Source organism: Streptomyces sp. NPDC101490 (assembly GCF_044767145.1).
Lineage (GTDB): Bacteria > Actinomycetota > Actinomycetes > Streptomycetales > Streptomycetaceae > Streptomyces.
Genome location: NZ_JBIWNI010000001.1, coordinates 738,515 through 758,012 on the forward strand (window position 1 = coordinate 738,515; position 19,498 = coordinate 758,012).

Annotated in this window: 12 protein-coding genes, 1 pseudogene and 1 riboswitch; of the genes and pseudogenes, 7 read left to right on the top strand and 6 right to left on the bottom strand. The window is 72.8% G+C overall.

Features of this window, described 5'->3' with window-relative positions:
• Window positions 1-11: 11 nt before the first annotated feature.
• Window positions 12-84: riboswitch (cobalamin riboswitch) on the bottom strand.
• A 171-nt stretch (window positions 85-255) separates the two neighbouring features.
• The 6 genes from ACIRQY_RS02990 to ACIRQY_RS03015 form a co-directional block, all read right to left on the bottom strand.
• Window positions 256-1,194 (bottom strand): hypothetical protein, encoded by a 939-nt coding sequence (locus tag ACIRQY_RS02990; protein ID WP_403921989.1) that lies wholly within the window; start codon window positions 1,192-1,194, stop codon window positions 256-258.
• Window positions 1,195-1,360: 166 nt separating this feature from the next.
• Window positions 1,361-5,626 carry a glycosyl hydrolase family 18 protein gene (locus ACIRQY_RS02995; RefSeq protein WP_403921991.1) on the bottom strand — a complete coding sequence of 1,422 codons (4,266 nt, stop codon included), beginning with the start codon at window positions 5,624-5,626 and terminating at the stop codon, window positions 1,361-1,363.
• A gap of 198 nt (window positions 5,627-5,824) precedes the next feature.
• Window positions 5,825-7,135, bottom strand: a complete 1,311-nt coding sequence (locus ACIRQY_RS03000) for an MFS transporter (protein ID WP_403921993.1) — start codon at window positions 7,133-7,135, stop codon at window positions 5,825-5,827.
• Window positions 7,132-8,889: a condensation domain-containing protein gene (locus ACIRQY_RS03005; RefSeq protein WP_403921995.1), complete on the bottom strand. Its 1,758-nt coding sequence runs from the start codon at window positions 8,887-8,889 to the stop codon at window positions 7,132-7,134. Before ACIRQY_RS03005 ends, ACIRQY_RS03000 begins: the two co-directional genes overlap by 4 nt.
• Window positions 8,886-10,271: a DUF6271 family protein gene (locus tag ACIRQY_RS03010; RefSeq protein WP_403921997.1), complete on the bottom strand. Its 1,386-nt coding sequence runs from the start codon at window positions 10,269-10,271 to the stop codon at window positions 8,886-8,888. Before ACIRQY_RS03010 ends, ACIRQY_RS03005 begins: the two co-directional genes overlap by 4 nt.
• Window positions 10,253-11,419, bottom strand: coding sequence for a phytanoyl-CoA dioxygenase family protein (locus ACIRQY_RS03015; protein ID WP_351784516.1), 1,167 nt, complete (start codon window positions 11,417-11,419; stop codon window positions 10,253-10,255). The genes ACIRQY_RS03010 and ACIRQY_RS03015 overlap by 19 nt, the downstream gene beginning before the upstream one ends.
• Window positions 11,420-11,899: 480 nt before the next feature.
• Between ACIRQY_RS03015 and ACIRQY_RS03020 the strand changes: the two genes are divergently transcribed.
• From ACIRQY_RS03020 to ACIRQY_RS03050, 7 genes and pseudogenes are all read left to right on the top strand, one after another.
• On the top strand, window positions 11,900-12,757 hold the full coding sequence (locus tag ACIRQY_RS03020) for a hypothetical protein (RefSeq protein WP_351784515.1): 858 nt from the start codon (window positions 11,900-11,902) through the stop codon (window positions 12,755-12,757).
• Between the two features lie 99 nt (window positions 12,758-12,856).
• Window positions 12,857-13,090 carry an acyl carrier protein gene (locus tag ACIRQY_RS03025; protein WP_351784513.1) on the top strand — a complete coding sequence of 78 codons (234 nt, stop codon included), beginning with the start codon at window positions 12,857-12,859 and terminating at the stop codon, window positions 13,088-13,090.
• A gap of 250 nt (window positions 13,091-13,340) precedes the next feature.
• Window positions 13,341-13,874: pseudogene (locus ACIRQY_RS03030) on the top strand (4'-phosphopantetheinyl transferase family protein); the annotation flags it as partial.
• 958 nt (window positions 13,875-14,832) lie between these two features.
• Window positions 14,833-15,930, top strand: coding sequence for an AI-2E family transporter (locus ACIRQY_RS03035; RefSeq protein WP_403922000.1), 1,098 nt, complete (start codon window positions 14,833-14,835; stop codon window positions 15,928-15,930).
• Window positions 15,931-16,075: 145 nt separating this feature from the next.
• Window positions 16,076-17,725: a glycosyl hydrolase family 8 gene (locus ACIRQY_RS03040; protein ID WP_403922001.1), complete on the top strand. Its 1,650-nt coding sequence runs from the start codon at window positions 16,076-16,078 to the stop codon at window positions 17,723-17,725.
• Between the two features lie 342 nt (window positions 17,726-18,067).
• Window positions 18,068-18,640, top strand: coding sequence for a GNAT family N-acetyltransferase (locus ACIRQY_RS03045; protein WP_403922003.1), 573 nt, complete (start codon window positions 18,068-18,070; stop codon window positions 18,638-18,640).
• A complete protein-coding gene (locus ACIRQY_RS03050) occupies window positions 18,637-19,311 on the top strand; it encodes a 4'-phosphopantetheinyl transferase (protein ID WP_403922005.1) in 675 nt (224 codons plus the stop codon). The genes ACIRQY_RS03045 and ACIRQY_RS03050 overlap by 4 nt, the downstream gene beginning before the upstream one ends.
• The last annotated feature ends 187 nt before the right edge of the window (window positions 19,312-19,498 follow it).

The following is a 19,498-nucleotide window of genomic DNA, read 5'->3' on the forward strand; positions in this document are numbered from 1 at the left end:
GGCCCTGTGCTGGGCTTCCCGGCTCGGGGCGCGCGAGCGCCCCACACGGTTGCAGGTCAGCGCCGGATTCCCACCGGCTTCCCCCAGGTCACACGACCATTCAGTTGTGTGCCCGGAACGGCCGGGCAGTTGAATCGTACGGTCGGATTCCCACGGTGAACAGGGGTTGCCTTCCAGCCCAGTTGTCACAGAGAGCCGAAGGCGGCCGGTCCCTCCGGCTGTCCGTCCGCCCGGACGGACAGCCAACACCCCGGTTCAGACGCCGTCTTCCAGGGCCGCTTCCAGCGCCGCGCGCAGTCGCCCGTACGTGGGGGCCAGTCGGCGCAGCCGCTCCGCCGCCGTCCGGTCGTCGCCGTGCACCAGGGGGTACTGCAGACCGCCCAGGAGCCTGGCCTGGTGCCGTGCGAGAGAGGCCGCGTCGAGGAGTCCCAGCTCCTCTAGGCAGGCCCCGGCGTCGCTGAGACGGCGTGCCCCCACCCGTACGCCGAACCCGGTGAGCAGGCCCCGGACACCGGGGGGCGTGCCTCCGGCGACGAGGTCGGCGAGCGCCTCCACGGCGGCTTCCCCGCCCAGCGAGCCGGGCGGCATCGGCAGGTCGTCCCGTCCGGCCAGCCACCCCACGGCTCCCGGCAGCGACTGCCGCAGCGCGTCGGCGGCCGAGACCCGGCGCAGGCGCGTGAAGCCGGTCCGCAGGACGAAGGGGGCGTCGGTGTACGCGATCGATCGCGCCTCCCACGCGGCGAGGAACGCCCCCGTGGGCAGGGTCGCGTACGGGTGGCCGTGGGGGTCGTGCAGCTCCACCTCGTCCCGGTCGGCGGCGAGCACCACCACGTAGTGGTCGCCGCCGTCGGCGTTCGGTGTGCCGGGCTGGTACAGCAGCAGGCCCATGTCCACCGGTCCGACCAGGACCGGCCCCCGGGAGCAGGCGGCCCGCAGCCGTTCCAGTGCCTCGGCGGGGGCGCCGCCGTCGGTGCGCTCGCAGCTCCAGCCCAGCAGCCCGATCGCGGAGCCGAGGCCGATCTCGGGGTGCCAGCCGTAGGGGTCGAAGAGCGGCAGTGAACCGCCGAGGAGCTGGGCACCGAACGGCGAGCCGGTCAGTGTCTCGACGACGGCGGTGGAGGGGGTGTCCCCGCCCAGCACCATGGCGAGCGAGTTCGTGAAGCAGTAGGGGCCGGAGCCGACGAAGTCGAGCACGGGAGTCCTTCGGGGAGGCGGAAGACGAGGTCCACCGACCCCCGGTGGATGCCGGGGGTCGGTGGACCCAGTCGACGCCCTCACACGGTGTCAGGGTCCAGCCCGGGTCCACCCCGGTCCGGACCGCCGTGTCGTACGACGGGCCGGACCCGGGACGGAACCGGTGTCAGGGCGTCGGGCCGAGCTTCTGCCAGGAGTCGCTCACTCCCGGTTCGTCACCGGCCTTGTTCCACCACTTGGCGCGCCAGCGGAAACCGTTCCACGACACCGTGGAGGCGCGGGCGCCCTGGACGTCCCCGGCGACGATCTTGGTGCCGGGGGCGGTGCCGGAGTCCCGTGGGACGGCGAGGTGGGCCGGTGCCGTCCACCAGTTCTCCCCGTCGGCGTAGGCGGCCAGGGCGTACGAGCCGCCGTGCGCCGGCCGGCCGGAGACCGTCCGGTCGAGCTGCGGTCTCCCGTCCGCGTCGAGCAGGGCCAGCCGCCACCACTGGGGCACCGAGCCGTCGCAGTCCCGTACGGTCAGGGTGCCGCCCGCCGTGGTGGCCCCGAGGCACTGGTCGCGGCCACTGCTGGCGGACTTGATCCGGTACCACCCGGAGCCGCCGTCCTCCGCGACGGTCCACAGCTGGTTCCGGTTGCCGTCCTGCTTGTCCACCAGGTGTGCGTCACCCCAACCGGCCGGGTGGTCCAGCACATTGCCGCTGTTGCGGTCCTCGATGATCCACTGGTCGCCGGTCTGCCAGAACGCGAACGACGGGTTCGGGTTGTAGGCGTGCCTGCCCCAGGGCGCGGCCTCACAGGTGTTCCCCGCGGTGGGCGCGGGCGGGTCCGTCACGGTCACTCCGCGCCGGGCGTCGCTCGTGGAACCGTACTCCTGCCCACCGATCCGGAACGTGATGTTCGAGGGGCCGGTGACCGGCAGGTAGTACGTGAGGTCGATGTCCTTCGACTTGCCCGCCGGGACGTCCTCGCAGTAGCCGAGCTTGAGCGTCAGCCGGTGGAAGTCACCCTTCAACCCGCCCACGTTGGAGCCCTGGTGACCGGCGGTCAGGCCCGGAAGCTCCTTCCAGTTGCCGTCCTTGACCAGCGCCGACGTGGACGTCGGCAGGTCGAACGCGATCTCGGTGCCCTGGGCCAGCGGCACCCGGGACCTGTTGGTGATCCGCAGCTTGGGCCGGAGCGGATACAGGTCCGTGCCGTAGTCGACCAGTTCGGCCGTCACGTCCACGACCTGCTTCGGCAGCGCCCGGCCCGCCCGCTCGGCGCCGTACGGGGCCGCGCCCCGCAGGGCCGTGTCGAGCCGGGTCGTCAGATCGTGTCCGATGCCCCATTCGCCGTTGTCGCGGCGGGTGTAGTCACCGGCCAGCTCCCACACCATGACCCCGCCGATGCCCTTGTCGGCGACGTGCCGGGCCTTGGCGTCCACGGACTGTTCGTCCTCGGTGGACAGGAACGTCCTGGTCGTCCCGTTCCACAGCCACGGCGCCTTGAGGGTGTCGTCGTACTGGCGTCGGTAGGAGCCGGAGAGCGGCGCCGCCGGGTCGATGCCGTAGTTCCACAGATAGCGCGGGGTCCTGCCGTCCTGGAGGTTCTTCGCGTGCCACATCGGGTTCGACCCGGCCGCTATCTCCCGGCCGGACGGATCGCGGTCGTGCCAGAGGTTGTCGACCCCGGTGGCGCCGTCCCCGCACGCCTGGCCGTTGAGCCCGGTCCCGGGCTGGCAGATCGACTGGTCCGCCTTGGCCTCGCCCCACAGCCCGGCGCCGACACCACCGCTGACGTTCCGCCAGCCACGGGTGTAGTAGGGCAGTCCGAGGTTGATCCGGCCCGGCTGGAGCGCGCCCCGGTAGTAGTGGTAGGCCCAGTCCGTGTTGAAGTAGCCGGTCTTGCCGAACTCGGGTGTCTGGTAGACGCTTCCGCCCTTGGCGGCGATCAGCTCGGAGTCCCGGCCGTCGTCGTACAGCGGAGCCTGCGGGCCGACGTGGCTGTTCCAGGAGCCGTGCAGGTCGTACGTCATCACATTGACGAAGTCCTGGTACTGGAGAGCCGGTTGGGCGTCGGAACCGCGCACGAGGTAGCCGGAGCCGGAGGCCGCCGACGTCAGCAGGTAGTACCGGCCCTGGGCGGCGCCCGCCCCGTCGAGCTTCGCCCGCAGGGTCCGCATCAACGCGTTGTAGCCGTCCGGGAGGCCCTTGCGCTGTGCCTCGCCGATCCCCGACCAGTCCATCGGGTTGCCGGTCTGCGGCAGCTTCGACGGGTACTCGAAGTCGATGTCCACACCGTTGAATCCGTACCGGCCGAGGAAGGCGACCACCGAGTCGGCGAAGGTGTCGATTCCGGCCTGGTTCACCGAACCGTCGGCGTTCGTGGTCATCCGGTAGAAGCCGGTCGTCTCGGCCCAACCACCCACCGATATGAGGGTCTTCACCGCCGGATGTGCCCGCTTGTAGCGGGTGAGGAGGTTGAAGTGGCCCCGGTAGGGCAGCGAGGTGTCCATCTCGGCCCCGGCGACGCCCGGCCAGGCGAGCGAGGTGGCCTCCGGGCCGACCGCGATCCGGTTCCCCGAATCCACCCGCGCGAAGGCGTAGTTGACGTGGCTGACCTTGCTCCAGGGAATGTTCTTCACCAGATAGCGGGCCTCGCCGTTGCCGCCGGTGCGCCAGCCGGTGAAGTAGCCGACGACCCGCCGGGTGCGCCCGTCGCCGAGCCACTCGCGGCCCGCGCCGTCGTACACGTCGCAGTAGCGGGGGCTGGTGCCGGGGACGGGGGTGAGGCCGTCCGGGCGGCAGTCGCCACTGGCGGCGGGCTTGACGCCCCGGTCGTCGGGCGAGGTGTCCACCGGGTCACCGGCCGCCGCGGGATCCTTGCCGGGCGGTGGGGTGACCGGGTTGGCGGGGGTGCCGGGACGGTCGGTGTCGTTGCCCTCGCAGGCGCTCAGGGTGAGTTCCGAACCGTTGTCGGCATCGGTGACGGTCAGGCACCGGCCGGCCGCCTGGTTCCGGAGCCAGCTTCCCGCGAGTGTCCACCGCTGGTTGTCGCCGGTTCCGCAGGTCCCCTGCCGTACGCGCCCGTTCGCCGCGTCGGCGTCGAGACACATGCCGCTGTGGACGTTCGCCAGCCGCCCCCGCTCGTCGAACGACCACTGCTGGGGGGCGTCCTGGCCGCAGGTCCACTGCCGTACGCGCCCGCCGTCCCGTCGCCCGTCGCCGTCCCCGGTGTCCACCTCCAGGCACCGGCCGCTGAACCCGGACCGCACCGTCCGGTCGCCGCTGGTGGCGAAGTTGCGCCGGTCCGTGCTCTTCCATCCCACCGGGACCGGCTCCGCCGTCTGGCCGGGGTTGCGGTTGATGATCCGGGCGAGCAGCCCGCCGCCGGGGTAGTCCATCATGACCACGCCGGTGTTGAAGGCGAGGTCGGTCCGTCCCAGGTAGTCGTACGCCCAGTGGTTGACGCCCCAGTAGCCGCGCCAGCCTCCGGCGATCTGGTACGGGAAGCCGCCCGCCAGACCGTCACCGGGGCCGCCCGCTCCGTTCAGCCAGGTGTAGGAGAGGTGGGTCGGGTCCTTGTCCTCACTGGCCATCTCGATCCTGGTCCTGGCCCGGTCCCACTTCCACTTGGCGTCCGTGACGATGAAGTCGTAGGCGTCCTCGATGTACCGCGGGTTGTCCGCGTCGGCCAGGCCCCAGTCGTTGATCGTGCCGCCGCAGGCGCCGCGGAAGGTGTTGACGACGATCTTCCCCCGCACGTCCCCGATCTTCGGTGCCTTGGGCGCGGGGGTCCCGGCCGGGCGCAGCACCGACGGGCTCCAGAAGTACCGGCCGTAGCGGGCGCTGTCGGTGTACTTGCGCAGTTCCTCCGACATCTGCCCCGCCGCCGGGCCGCCGCACTCGCCGCCCTCCTTGGCGAAGCTGACCAGGACCGTCTCGCCGGGATGCGAGTCGAGCCACTTGGTCAGCGGGTCCAGCACCCCCTCGCCCAGCGCGTGGTGCTGCCCCGCGATGCCGTGGTACAGCCACAGCCGGTCGCCTTCGGGGCCGTTGGGATAGACCCGGAGGTCGAGGGCCCGGATGCCGGAGTTCAGCTGCTGGGTCAGGTTGGTCCGCGAGTCGCCGCCCCAGAACCACTCCTGGGTCGTCGCCAGGTCCCCGCCGTAGTAGGCCATGGTGTCGTGGCTGCCGGGGATCGACAGGAACGCCAGCGGCGTCTCGTCCGGGACCTGTCTCATCCAGTCGGGGTTCGACGTCGTCGCCAGGCTCTTGTAGTACGGCCAGCCGTACGAGTCGTCCGAGGAGGCGGCCTGCGCGGGAGCCGCCGTCCCGACGGCGGCGACGAGCCCCGCGAGCAGCGCCGCCACCAGGCCGAACACCAGGGAGCCCCGCCCCGGGGGTCCCGTCTTCCGTCTCAGGAGTCCTCGTCCAGGCAGTACAGCCACAGTGTTCCCTTCCGTTCTCTTCCGGCCCCGGAGACAGCACGTCGGCCGTGCTCAGGGGCATGCACGGCCGACACACTGCCGGTGGGTGATCAACGGAAGATCAACAGAAGATCAACGGGACTCGCGGCGCCCTCGTCGGAGCCCGGGACGACCCAGGACGACCCGGCACGGGCCCGGCGGGGCCGGTGCCGGGGACCGTCAGGCCGTACGGGCCGCCTCCCCGTCCGGGGCCTTGAGATCACCGGGCGGAAGGTCCTCCCCGGCACGTCCCTCCGGCGCCCGGCCCAGGGCGCGGATCGCCGGTATCGCCAGCATCACGGCGATGCACACCAGGCCCATGATCGAGGAGAACAGCAGCACCCGGTCGGCGCCTCCGACGGCCTCGGACGCCGGTCCCGCCAGCGCGCGGCCCAGCGGGATGACCATGATGGAACCGGCCACGTCGTAGGCCGAGACCCGGCTGAGGACGGCCAGCGGGATGTGCGACTGGACGCTCGTCGCCCACATCACGCCCCAGAAGGCGAAGCCGCAGCCCGCGATCGCCCCGGTGACCGCCGTCCAGGTGAACGACCAGCCCAGGGCGGGCGCCAGCGGGTTGAGGGAGAAGAAGAACATCGCACAGGCCCCCGCGACCAGCGGGCGGCGCGGTCTGACCCGCATGCCGAGCAGACCGCCGACGATCGTGCCCGCGCCGTCGGCGGAGGCGATCCAGCCGTAACCGCTCGCCCCGTGCTGCTCGGTGAGCAGCGCCGCGCCCAGCGGCAGGGCCGGGCCGAAGACGAGGAGCCCGTACACCGACCAGACCGCGATGACCCCCCACAGCCAGGGCCGCGAACGGAACTCCTGCCAGCCGGTGGCCAGCCGCCGCAGCATCGGGTCGTCGCTCTCGTCCCGGACGGTGCCGAGCTTGCGCAGCGGGGCCAGGCCCAGTGCGCTGAGCGCGTACGCCGCCGCGATGACGACGAACGACCCGGCCACGTTCCAGTAGGCCACCAGGAGTCCGGCGACGCCGGGGCCCAGCAGGGTGCAGATCGCCTCGGCGATCCGCAGCAGCGCGTTGGCCCGCTGGATGTCCTCGGCGACCTGCGGCACCAGGCTCGCGAGACCCGGCTGGAACATGGCGGTGGCGGCGCCGCTCAGCGCGAGCAGGGCCATGATGTGCCACAGCCGGATGTCCGTGGTGACCAGCAGCAGCGCCAGCACGAGCATGGCCACCATGCGGACCACGTCGGCGCCGACCATCATCACCTGCGGGGTGAAACGGTCGGCGAGCACCCCGCCGAACAGGACGAGCAGCACGATCGGCGCCATCCAGGCGGCCAGCGCGTACCCGACGCCCGCCGCCCCGTACCCCGCCCCGAGGACGGCGGTGGTCAGCGACACCATCAGCATGCCGTCGGCCAGCAGCGAGGTGCTGCGGGCCATGAAGAACAGCCGGAAGCGGCTGGACCGCCACGGGCTGGGCGGAGCGCTCGGCTCCGGTCGTGCGGCCATCTCATCCTTGGTCATGTGACATCCCGGTCCCGGCCGGTTCCTTCCACGAGAATCTGCTGACGGAGCCACGCGTCGTCCGCCGTACCGGCGGGGGCGTCCCGGACGATCACGTACCGGCGCGGGGCCAGCACCCCGGGACGGCCGGGCAGCACGTCCATCAGCGCGGTGTGCGCTTCCGCCGGGGTGAGGGGGGAGACGCCCGCGGCGACGAACGCCGTCAGGCCCGGCACGCTCCCGTCGTCCCCGGGGGCGTCCGCGACGACATGGACGGGCAGGCCCCCGAGGGCCTTGCCCAGGGCCTCCGCGACCAGCGGCGGCGAGACCCACGACCCGTCGGTCCTGACCCACTCCGGGCCGCGCGCGGCCGGACGGACCCCGGTGACCTCGGTGAGCGAGGTCAGCGGCACGTCGGCGTCCGCCGCCGCTTCCAGGAGCCGTACGAGCCCGGTGAGGAGGGCCTCGGCCTCCTCACGGGAGAACAGGGCGGGATCGGCCCAGGTGGCGAGGTGTACGGCGGGCGCGGTCGCGTACACGAAGGTGAGGACGCGGGTGGGCAGCACCTGGTCGGGGCCCCAGCTCAGTTCGAGCTCCGGCGGCTCCGCGCCCTGCTCGGCGGCGGCGTCCTCGGTGGTCTCGGCGACGGTCGCCGGGAGCGTGCTGACATCGTTGAAGACGACGTCACGGGCGAACTGTCCGCCCCGCTCGAAGGTCGTCCGGCCGATCATGTCCCACAGCGCGAGCGCGTCGAACTGGCTGTGCCGGTAGGCGCCGAGCGCCGCTCCCCACGCCTTGCGCAACAGGGTGTCGAAGCCGTCGACCCGCAGGTCGAGGGAGAGCAGCGCGTCCTGCGAGACGGTGTTCACCGCGCGGGCGAGCCGGGGGTGGTACCGGTTGGAGGTGGGGACGGCGGCGACGCACTCGCTCTGCCCGGCCCGGTGGGCGACCAGGGCGCACCAGGCGGTCAGCAGGACGGTGGCGGGCAGGCCGCCGGTCCGTTCGGCGACGCCCGCCAGGGCGCGTGCGGCCCGCGCGGAGCGCAGCACCAGCCGGGGCGTCCGGATCTCGGTGCCCTCGGCGCCCGGCTCCGCGAACATGGCCTGCGGCCCGGTCCGGATGATCCGCTCCCAATGGCGCAGCGACGCCTGGGACTTGCGCAGTCCGGCCGGGGCCGACTCCTCGGCGGCCAGGTCGAGCGGGGCGAGCGAGGACGGCGGGGGCAGTTCCTCGCCGGAGAGCAGGGCCAGCCACTCCTCCTTGAGGACGGCGAGGGCGCTGACATCGGTGAGGGCGTGACTCGCCGCGAGGGAGACGAAGACGGGCGCGCCGTCCAGGGCGACGAGCGTGACCCGGAGGGCGGGGTCCCGGTCGAGCCGGAAACGGTCGGCGCGGGCCTCGCGGGCCAACTCCTCCGCGTAAGCGGCGGGTTCGTCCGGGAGTTCCGTGTGGTCGAGGACGGTGACGGTGAACTCGCCCCCGGCGGCCACGACCTGTTCGGTGGGCGCGCCTTCCGCCCGGTGCGGGAAGGTGGTGCGCAGCGCCTCGTGGCGGACCACGAGCGCCCGCAGGGCGTCCACCGCCTCCTCCGTCCGGGTGCCTGTGGGGACCGGCCACACGTCGTGGATGTTGATGTGCGCGGGTTCGTCCCGCACCATGCAGCGGATCATGTTGGCCTGCCCCATGGTGACGGGGCCGCGGCGCTCCTCGCCACCCGTGTACGGGACGGTGAGGGTGTGACTGGTCCTCGGGAGCGAGGGTGCTCGCTCGCTCATGCGATGCCTTTCGGGGAGCGGAGGGCTGCTGCGGGTTCTCGGGTCCCCGGCGCGTCGGCCGGCCGGGCCGACGACGGCGGGGCGGCGAGCGGGCGCTCGCGTCCGGCGCGGGTCACGGCCTCCCAGGCGTCGATCAGGAGGGCGAAGTCCGCCATGTCCCGGACGGCTTCGTCGAGGAGCCGCTCGCGGCGGTCGCGGAGCGTGTCGGCGGCGGTGGTGTAGCGCCCGCCCAGGGTGCGGTAGGCGCGGTCGAGGACGTCGAGCCGCCGGACGTTCTCCGTGGGGTCGGTGCGGACCCCGTCCCGTACGGCTGTCGCGACGGCGGAGGCGCGGACCCGCCCGTCACCGTCGAGCAGGGCGTCACCGGACTCCTTCAGCGCCGCGTAGACGGCGTTGAGGTGCGGGGCGGCCAGCAGGAACTTGGCGAAGCGCACATGGTAGGCGAGGAAACCCTCGTCCGAACGGCGCTCGCCCGTATGGAAGTTGACGATGTGACGGTTGTGCAGCACGCCGGGGAGACGGGCGTCGTGCACCAGGTGGATGAGGAAGTAGTCGCTGCCGATGGTGTCGATGGCGGGAGGCAGCGGCACCCGGGCGTACACCGCGCGGTCGAAGGCGATGTTGCACATGTCGACGCGCATCGGGCTGACCGTGGTGAGGGTGGTGAGGTCGTCGGTGAACCGGGCGGTCCCGGCGCCCCGGAAGGACTCCGCGACGAGGTTCCTGCGCCAGATCTCCGGATACCCCTCGGGCAGCGACAGGCCGACGACCTCCTCGTACACGACGGGGTCGATCCGGCGGATCTCCTCGACGTCCACCGACATCTCGCCCACGAAGGAGCCGCCGACCATGGCGACGGGCCGGTCCGCGAGGGCGGGGTCGAGCCTGCTCCGGGTGACCTGTCCGGTCAGTTCCCCGGCGCGCCGCCCGAGCGCCGCCAGCTCGTGGTGGAGGGGGAACACCGGTGCGCCGTCCAGGTGCTGGTAGCGGCTGTCCGAGTCCCTGCGGTGCACCGAGGAGCAGCCCAGGGCCTCGGCGATGAGGAAGGCGCGGTTGGTGCAGGCGCCGTAGGAGACGCCGGCCGGCAGCATCAGGTCGAGGACCCGGTCCGGTGCGGTGACACCGGAGGCGGTGATCACCTCCCGCAGGAAGTCCCGCTGTTCGGCCTCGTCGAAGTGGTGGGTGACCACGCCGGGGGCCGGGGGGAGCGCGGCGACGGCGGCCCGGTGCTCGGCGAGCACGGGGGCATCGGAGGAGTCCAGGATCAGCAGCCTCACCTCGACGCCGAAGTGGCGGGCCCCGTGGGCCGCTTCCTCGGCGACGGCCCGGATCGTCTCGGCGCAGGCGCGGTTGGTGGGAAGGGTCAGGCAGACGCGGCGCACGACGGCTCCCCGCCCTGCCCGGCCGTGACGGGCGCGTCGCCGGGAGCGGCCGGGGTGGTCCGGGCGGCCGGTGCGGCGGTGGCCGTCGCCGTGTCGTCCGGGACCGTGAGCTCGTCGGTGTCGTGCCACGAGGTCAGGCCGAGGAGCCGGCTGCCCAGTTCGTTGAGGGCGGCGGTCGGGTAGCGCTTGGACTCGTGCAGGACCGGGTCGCCGACGAGGGTCCGGTTCCAGCGCGGGGTCCGCAGATGGCGCCAGGAGTCGACGCGGGAGCGCCGGAGCCGCTCGTGCTCCTCCAGAGCGGGCATCATCGAGAGGTACTGGACCGCCCGGACCTGGTCGTCGGAGGTGTTGCGGGCCACGCCGTGGGCGAGGAGACCGTTCCAGATCAGCAGGTCGCCGGGGTGCAGATCGGGGCGGACGACGGGGTACTCGGCGCGGTCGAGGTCGGGGCGGAGCGGATCGCGGTCGGCCGGCTGGTCGATCTTCCACTCCTCGAAGCGGCGGAACAGCTCGGGGTCGCACTGGAAGCCGCCGGACTCCGGACGGGTGTCGTTCAGCGCGATGATCCCCTGGACCCGCTGCGGCGGGACGCCGAGGGTGGTGTCGATGTCCCAGTGGAGTTCGATGTCGAAGCCCCGGTCGGTGGCCTCGATCAGGGCGCGGTCGCGGTTGCCCCTGTTGGGCGGGTTGAGGTTGAGCCGGTCCAGGGTCACCCACAGCTCCTCGCAGTCCCAGACGTCCACGAAGGCGTCGTAGACCCGCTGGGACTGGCGGTTGTCCCAGAGCAGCTGGTGGTGGTAGGCCTCGACGAAGCCGTAGACGTGCAGCTGCTGGTCGAGCTCGGAGCGGAACGGACGGTCCTCGTACCAGCTGTCCGGGCGTTCCGGGTCGAGGCCCTGGAACTCCCAGGTGAAGTCGAGGAGGCGGCGGGCGTCCGCCGCGGGTATCGCCTCGCGGACGATGACGTAGCCGTACGTCTGCCAGTGGGCGAAGTCCTCTTCGGACAGCACCCGCAGCGGGCGGGTCTTCTTCAGCTCCCGCAGGGTGGTCTGGGCGAGGTAGGACTCGCCGTCCGCGCTGAAGTAGGGCCGGTCCGAGGGCGCCCGGTGAAGGCGCGGACGGGGGCGGCGGGGAGCGGGTGACGTCATGGGGTCCCTCCAGAACGGGAGTCGGGGGAGGTGGTCCGGCTCGTCGGGTACGGTCGCCCGGAGCAGCACGCGGCGACCCTCGGCACGGGGCCGGTGGCAGACGGCGGGACGGAAGGCGGCCGGGGGACGCACGGGTGCCCCGACCTGGTCATTCAGCAGAATTGGTTTAGACCATAGCGGTTGTCAAGTGTCATCTCAATATGCGGAGTTGCCCGGCGGGTCGGCACCTTTGGTCTAGACAACAGCTCCGGAACTCGCCTAGTGTCCCCGGTGCGCGGTCCGGTTCCTAGGGGGAATCAGCCGGCCTTCTTCGCCGCGCCCCGCGGTCAACGACGACCATGCGCACGGATGCCCGCCCTGACCCCGCGGATCCGTGGCAGCGCACCAGTGGCCCCGGATCACCGTGGCCGCAGCGCTTTCGTTCCGCCCACCGGCCGACACCCCTGACTGTTCACACGTCCCCAGAGGGAGCGGTTTTCCATGAGCACACCCAGCACCACGGTCCTGCCGGACAGTGGCCTGAAGAGCCCCGGCCCGGGGCTGATCACGCTGGACCCCGTCCACACCGCCCTCCTGCACGGTCTGGACGACCTGCTCACCGGACTGGCCGCGCGCCTCTCCGCGCCCGAGGTCGTCGGGCCCCCGCTGCTGTCCGTCGAGAGCCTCGCCCGCCTCGACTTCTTCCGCAACTTCCCCCATCTCGGGGTGTCCGCGGGACGGTTCGCCCCCGACGCGCTCGACGGTCTCGCCACCGGAGAGGCCCCGGGCGAGCTGCCCCTCAGCCCCACCGGCTATCTGCTGCCCTCCGCCACCTGCTACGGGCTGCTGCTCTCCCTGGAGGGCCGGGACGTCGGCGACGAGGGCCTCCGGCTGTCCGCCGCCGGACGCTGCTTCCGCAACGAGACCCACTACGACGGACTGCGCCGCCTGTGGGGCTTCCACATGCGCGAGGTCGTCTACATCGGCACCAAGCAGGGCTCCCTCGACCACCTCGACCGGGGGGCCGAGTTCATCCAGGAGGCCGCCGGGCTCCTGGGCCTGGAACTCCAGCGGGCCGTCGCCGACGACCCGTTCTACGACAAGGGCGGCTCCCGCGCCCGGCTGATGGCCCTCGACCCGGTCAAGCACGAGTTCTGCGCGCCCGACGGCACCGCCATCGCCTCCGTCAACCGCCACCGCAACTTCTTCGGTGAGCGCCTCGACATCCGTGCCGGTTCGGCCGGACCCGCCTACAGCGCCTGCGTCGCCTTCGGCCTCGAACGCTGGGTCCACGCCATGATCCTCACCCACGGAACACCCGAGCTGGCCCTCGACCGGCTGCGCGCGGCCCGCCCCTGAGGCGCGCGGCCCGTCCCTGGAGGCCCGCGCGGCCCCGCCGCGCCGGCCCTCACCCGACACGACCTGACAGACTCGACACCCGAGGAGAGATCTTTTCCCATGGACGTCCGCATCGCCGAGTGGCTGCACGAGAAGAACCCCGGCCTCGACGGCCCGATCGACACCGACGAGGACCTCATCGAGGCCCGGCTCATCGACTCGATGGACTTCCTGGAGTTCATCGACCTGCTCGAGGAGCTCTCCGGCACCAGCATCGACCTCCAGGACGTCACCATCGACGACTTCCGCACCCTGGGCCGGGTGCAGGAGCGCTTCCTGAGCACCACCGGATGAGCCGCCGTCCGTGAACGCGGGACCCGTGGCGCGACGGGGACCGGGGGCCGCGGGAGCACCGCTGCCGGGGACCGCACGGGTCTCCGGGACGGCGCTCGCACGGCACCCCGGGCCGGGACGCGCCTCGGGACCGGGGTCCGCGCACGACCGGGTACCCGAATCCCTGCGGGGCCGGGTGTCTGAGCCCCTACCGGGACGGGCGCCTGAGCCTCTACCGGCACGGGTGCCGGGCTCCGTACCGCCGGAGCTCTTGCCCGGGGTGGACACGGCGCCGGTTCCGGGCCCGCGCCCGGCCGTCGTGGCCGTGGCGACCACCCGGGAGGTCCTCGCCCTGCCGGAACTGCACGAAGGGCTCCTCGAAGCCTGGGAACTGCGCCGACTGGCCGCCGCCCGGCTGCCGGAACGCCGGGCCGACGCGCTGGCGGCCCGGCTGCTCGTACGGCTCTGCGCCGCGCGATTCACCGGGCTTCCGGTCACTGGGGCGGCCCCGGCCCAGTGGTGTCCCGACTGCGGACGGCACGGCCACGGACGCCCGTACCTGCCCGGTCGTCCCGGGACCGGCGTCAGCCTGAGCCATGCCGACGGGGTCGTCGCCGCCGCCGTCGGGCCCGGGCCGATCGGCGTCGACGTGGAACCGGCGGCCCGGCGGCCGGGTTCCGTACGGGTGCTGCGGCGGCTGCTGCCGGAGGCCGAACTGCGCGCGGCGGCGGCCCTGCCGGACCCCGGCCCGGAACTGCTCCGGCTGTGGGTCCGCAGGGAGGCCCTGTTCAAAGCGGGCGCCGACGTGAGCCCGGACCGGCCCGCCGGGGACGGTTCCGTGAGGGGCTGGTTCCCCGGGGACGGTTCCGTGAGGGGCGGGTCCCCCGGGGACGGCCGCACGCACGACCCGGACCGGCCCACGGGCCGGGTTTCCCGGAGCGGACCCTTCCGGTCCGTCGGGGACGGGCGCGCGAACGGCCCGGACCGGCCCTCCGACGTCTTTTCCGGGGTCGGCTCCGAGCCGTCCGGCGCCGCCCCGTCGGGCTTCGAACCGTCCGGACCCGCCCTGTCCGGCTTCGGACCGTCCGGCTTCGATCCGTTCGCATCCGACCTGTCCGGAGCTGACCTGTTCGGATCCGGTTTCCGGTCCGGCCTGCGGCTGCTCGAATGGACCGACCTTCGCCGGGCCGCCGTGGCCGCCGTGGCCGGCACGGGTCCGGTGACGGTCCTCACCGGTCTCGGGCCGCCCGGACCGTGACGACCGCGGTTGGCGGGCGCCGGGCGCGCCGACGGTCGGGGCGAGGGCGAGGATCTCCTCGCTCCGGCTCCGGTGCGCCCCGCCGTTCCGCAGGCCCCCGACCGCCGTGGCCGGGGTCCGGCAACCTCGACGATGTGCCGCCTCGACTACGCGCCGCCTCGGCGGCGTGGCTGCCCGCCGCTGAGGGCGGGCGGGAAACCCCCGGCGGCTCCCCGTGAGGTGCCGAGGTTCCGGAGTGCCTTCCTGCGGCGGGTCCCGGCCGGGCTTCTTCCTCCGGCGGCTCCCCGTGAGGTGCCGGGGTCCCGGAGCACCTTTCTCCGGTGGGTCCCGGCCTCGCGCGTCCGCCGGATCCCCCGCGTGCCCGCGCCGGACGTGGGCGGCTCCGCATAGGTGGGGCGTGGGGCGCCCGTTCCGCCCGGGGGGACACGGCCGATCGGCGGAGATCCCGGCGCCCTGCCTGTGATCCCTGCGACAGGCGGGCGTCACGGGTGGTAGGCCCTTGGCCATGCAGCCAGGCACAGCACCGAAGGTGAACCCCTTCCTCCGCACGGCCGCCGCCTACGCGTGGCGCCTCATCGTCGTCGGCGCGTTCGTGTACGGCCTGTTCGCGGTGCTCGGACGCTTCCACGAGATCGGCGTCGCCGTCTTCCTGGGCCTGGTGGTCACCGCGCTCCTGCGGCCCGTCGCGGATCTGCTCGCCCGAAGGCTGCCGCGCGGCCTGGCCGTCGCCGTCACCCTGCTCGGGGGCGTGGCCCTCGTCCTCGGCGTGCTCACCCTCGTCGGCGAGGCGGTCGCGGGCGAGCGGACGACGCTGGTACGGGAGTTCCGGGAGGGGATCGGACGGATCGAGGACTGGCTGGAACGGCCGCCGTTCCGGCTCGACCAGGGGGCGCTCACCGGCCTCCAGAACAAGGCGGGGGAGTTCCTCTCCAGTCATCGTTCGGCCCTGCTGAGCACGGCGCTGAGCGGGGCGGGCCAGGTGCTCGCGGTGCTCACCGCGCTGGCCCTCGCGGTGTTCTGCTCCGTCTTCTTCCTCTACTCGGGGGACCGCCAATGGGCCTGGTTCCAGGAGCAGTTGCCCCTATCGGTCCGGGGGCGCACGAGGATCGCCGGGCGTGCCGCCTGGCGCACCTTCACCGGGTACACCCACGGCATCGTGCTGGTGGCCGCGACGAACGCGGTGCTCGTCGGGGTGGCGCTGTGGCTGCTCGGAGTGCCGCTCGCGGTGCCGCTCGCCCTGCTGGAGTTCCTCGCCGCGTTCGTGCCGCTGATCGGCTCGCCGGTCGCCCTCGCGATCGCCGCCGTCGTGGCGCTCGCCGCGAAGGGGCCGCTGGTTGCGGGGGTCGTGATCGCCCTGATCGTGGTGATCGGTCAGATCGAGGGCCATCTGCTGCATCCGCTCGTCATGAGCCGGGCCGTCCGGCTCCATCCGCTGGTCGTCGCCCTGTCGGTGGTCGCGGGATCGATCGCCGCGGGCATCGTCGGTGCCGTGGTGGCCGTACCGCTGGTCTCGGTGGTCTGGTCGGTCCACGCGGCGCTGCGGGACGCCCGGCGCGCGGCGGCGGAACCACCGCCGGACGCTCCTGTTCCGAAAGAGAGTTGACGAACCGTCAGAATTGCCGTTGGCCAACGGAGTTCATCTCTCCGTTGTCGTCCGGGGTATTGCGCGGTGCTGTCGCCCTCTCTACTCTCCCGCCAATGGTTAGGAATATTTCCTAACCATTGGCCATGGAGGAAAGGGAGTTGTCATGCGTCGAAGAAGCATCTCGCTTCTCGGGCTCGCGGGCCTGCTGGCGGTGCCCCTGACGGTCCTGCCGCAGGCGCGGGCCGCCGACGGTCCGGTGTCCACCGGAAAGCCGGTGACCGCCTCGTCCGTCGAGAGCTCGGCGTTCGGGGCCGGTCTCGCGGTGGACGGCAGCACGAGCACCCGCTGGGCGAGCCTCGAAGGGGTCGATCCGCAGTGGATCCGCGTCGACCTCGGGGCGAACCACACCGTCTCCCGGGTGAAGCTCGCCTGGGAGGCCGCCTACGGCAAGGCGTACCGCGTCCAGACCTCGGCCGACGGGACCACCTGGACCGACGTCTACTCCACCACGACCGGTGACGGCGCCGTCGACGACCTGACGGTCTCCGGCAGCGGCCGGTACGTCCGGGTGTACGGCACCGGGCGCGGCACCGCGTACGGCTACTCGCTCTGGGAGTTCGAGGTGTACGGCGCGCCCAGCGGCGGTGGCGACGGCGGCGGGACGACGGCCGTGCCCTTCGGCAGTCACCTCAAGCCCTACACGGCGGGCACCCTGAAGCCCTCCGGCACCCAGGCGTCGAACGACCAGAAGGTCGTCGACTACTACAACCGGTGGAAGTCCGCCTTCGTCCGCCAGAACTGCGGCAACGGCTGGTACCAGGTCATCTCGCCCGACGCCGACCACCCCTACGTCGCCGAGGCCCAGGGCTACGGCATGGTCGTCACCGCCACGATGGCCGGTGCCGACCCCGACGCCAAGAAGATCTTCGACGGTCTGGTGAAGTGGAAGATCGACCACCCGTCCTCGGTCAACCCGAACCTGCTCGCCGCCGAACAGGACACCGCCTGCAAGAGCGTCAACGGCGGCGACGGAGCCACCGACGGTGACATGGACGTCGCCTACGGCCTGCTCCTCGCCGACAAGCAGTGGGGCAGCACCGGCACGTACAACTACAAGGACCTCGCCCTCAAGCACATCGCCGCGATCAAGAAGGACGAGCTCAACCCGACGAGCAAGCTCCTGAAGCTCGGCGACTGGAGCAGCTCGGGCGACCAGTACTACTGGATCACCCGCACCTCGGACTGGATGGTCGACCACTTCCGGGCCTTCCGCGCCGCCACCGGCGACACCACCTGGGACGCCGTGCGCACCGCGCACCAGACCCAGATCGCGCGCCTCCAGTCGACCTACGCCTCCGGCACCGGTCTGCTGCCCGACTTCGTCGTCGACACCAACAGCACGCCCAAGCCCGCCCCCGGCAAGGTCCTGGAGGACCCGAACGACGGCGCCTACTGGTGGAACGCCTGTCGCACCCCGTGGCGCATCGCCGACGACGCCGTGACCAGCGGGGACGCCACCTCGCTCGCCGCCGCACGCAAGATGAACAGCTGGATCAAGACGAAGACCGGCGGCGACCCCAACAAGATCGCCATCGGCTACAAGCTCAACGGGACGCAGATCTCCTCCGGCAGTGAGGCCGCCTTCTTCGCCCCCTTCGCGGTCGCGGCGATGACGGACCCGGGCAGCCAGGCATGGCTGGACGCCCTGTGGACCAAGATGCTGGCCACCCCGATCGACACCAGCAGCTACTACTCCGCGAGCATCCAGCTCCAGGTCATGATCACGGTCTCCGGCAACCACTGGGTTCCGTAACCCCGTCCAATGGCCGACGCCCCTCACCTCGCGACGGACAGGGCGGCGGTCGCGTCGGCCGACGCGACCGGCCCACCGCCGGGGAGACCGCGCCGAGCGGCCCCCCGGCGGTGATCCGGGTCCGGAGATGATCCGGGTCCGGTGCTGGTCCGGGGCGAGTGGTCGGCCGCGACGGAAGGCCGGGTCAGGTGGGGCAGCAGGTCAGGGCCCCAGGCCCCTACGGGACCCGGCGCCCACCCGTAGGGGGTGCCCCTCCACCCTTACGGGACCCGGACCCTTCCCGTAAGGGTTCGATCCCCTTCCCTTACGGCCCCGGCCCCGTGCCTCGATAGAGTCACCGACATGCTCGATCTGATCGCCCCCACCGCTCACCTGCGCTCCTCCTGGCTGGAGGCGTTCCGGGAGTGGCCCGTCGACGGCCCCGGCGCGCGGCAGGACGGTGCCGGACCGCGCCTGGCGCCCGAGAACGGACCCGAGGGGCCCGAGGAGTTCGCCGCCTGGACGGAGCGACTGCGCGGACAGGCCGACCCCGCCGTGCCCGCCGCCCCCGGCCGGGTCCACGCCACCTACCTGTGGATCGTCGAGGACGACACGTACCTCGGCGCCGCCGAGCTGCGCCACTCCCTCAACGACTTCCTCCTGGAGGCGGGCGGCCACATCGGCTACAGCGTCCGGCCCTCCGCGCGCCGCAGGGGCGTCGCCACCCGCGCCCTCGCAGCCCTCCTGCCCCGCGCACGCGCCCTCGGACTCGACCGGGTGCTCCTCACCTGCGACGAGGACAACCCCGGCTCGGCGCGGACGATCGAACGCAACGGCGGTGTCCTGGAGGACATCCGGTCCGGCCCGTACGGCACCAGGCGCCGCTACTGGATCGACCTCGACCTCGACATCGACGGACCGGGGCGGGACCAGTGATCGACCGGCTTGTCCCCGACGTCGTCGCCACGGCCTGGCGGTCCGACGACACCGAACCCGTCACCCTCTTTCCGGAGGAGGAGGCCCTCCTCACCCGTGCCGTGGAGGTCCGGCGCCGGGAGTTCGCGACCGTACGCCTCTGCGCCCGCCTGGCACTGCACCGGATAGGTGTGCCCGCGACCCCGCTGACCCGCGGCCCGCGCGGGGAGCCGCGCTGGCCGGAGGGCGTGGCCGGGAGCATGACCCACTGCGAGGGCTACCGGGCCGCCGCGCTCGCCAGGACCACGGACGTCCTGTCGATCGGCATCGACGCGGAGCCCGCGGGCCCCCTGCCCGACGGTGTCCTCGACGTCGTGTCGCTCCCCGGCGAACGCGCCCATCTCGCGGACCTCGCCTCCCGCGCCCCCCGACTGCCCTGGGACCGGCTGCTGTTCAGCGCCAAGGAGAGCGTCTTCAAGACGTGGTACCCGCTGACCCGGCGCGAACTGGGATTCGACGAGGCGGAGGTGGAGTTCACCCCGGGTGATCGAGCCACGCCCCATGAAGGCACCTTCCACGCCCGGCTGCTCGTCCCCGGCCCGACGGCCGACGGCACCCGGTACGACGGCTTCACCGGACGCTGGCTGGCGTACGACGGGCTGGTCCTCACCGCGATCGTCCTGCCGCGATGACCGGCGCCTTCTCCCTCGGCCCACCCGCGCGGGGGACCTGCACGCCCTGAGCCGTACGGAGCGGGGAGGCGACCGAGGCGGCGGCGCGGGGCCGTCGGGCGCGGGCACCCCGCCGACCTGCGCGGAGACGGTTCCGCCGACATCGGCCGGGCGCGGGGAGGGCCGCCGGGGACCTGGGAGCCGTACG

Bases quoted from the DNA above. Each gene is read 5' to 3' on its own strand.
- ACIRQY_RS03000 (WP_403921993.1), bottom strand. From the start codon at position 7,135: ATGACCAAGGATGAGATGGCCGCACGACCGGAGCCGAGCGCTCCGCCC.
- ACIRQY_RS03005 (WP_403921995.1), bottom strand. From the start codon at position 8,889: ATGAGCGAGCGAGCACCCTCGCTCCCGAGGACCAGTCACACCCTCACC.
- ACIRQY_RS03015 (WP_351784516.1), bottom strand. From the start codon at position 11,419: ATGACGTCACCCGCTCCCCGCCGCCCCCGTCCGCGCCTTCACCGGGCG.
- ACIRQY_RS03020 (WP_351784515.1), top strand. From the start codon at position 11,900: ATGAGCACACCCAGCACCACGGTCCTGCCGGACAGTGGCCTGAAGAGC.
- ACIRQY_RS03025 (WP_351784513.1), top strand. From the start codon at position 12,857: ATGGACGTCCGCATCGCCGAGTGGCTGCACGAGAAGAACCCCGGCCTC.
- ACIRQY_RS03035 (WP_403922000.1), top strand. From the start codon at position 14,833: ATGCAGCCAGGCACAGCACCGAAGGTGAACCCCTTCCTCCGCACGGCC.
- ACIRQY_RS03040 (WP_403922001.1), top strand. From the start codon at position 16,076: ATGCGTCGAAGAAGCATCTCGCTTCTCGGGCTCGCGGGCCTGCTGGCG.
- ACIRQY_RS03045 (WP_403922003.1), top strand. From the start codon at position 18,068: ATGCTCGATCTGATCGCCCCCACCGCTCACCTGCGCTCCTCCTGGCTG.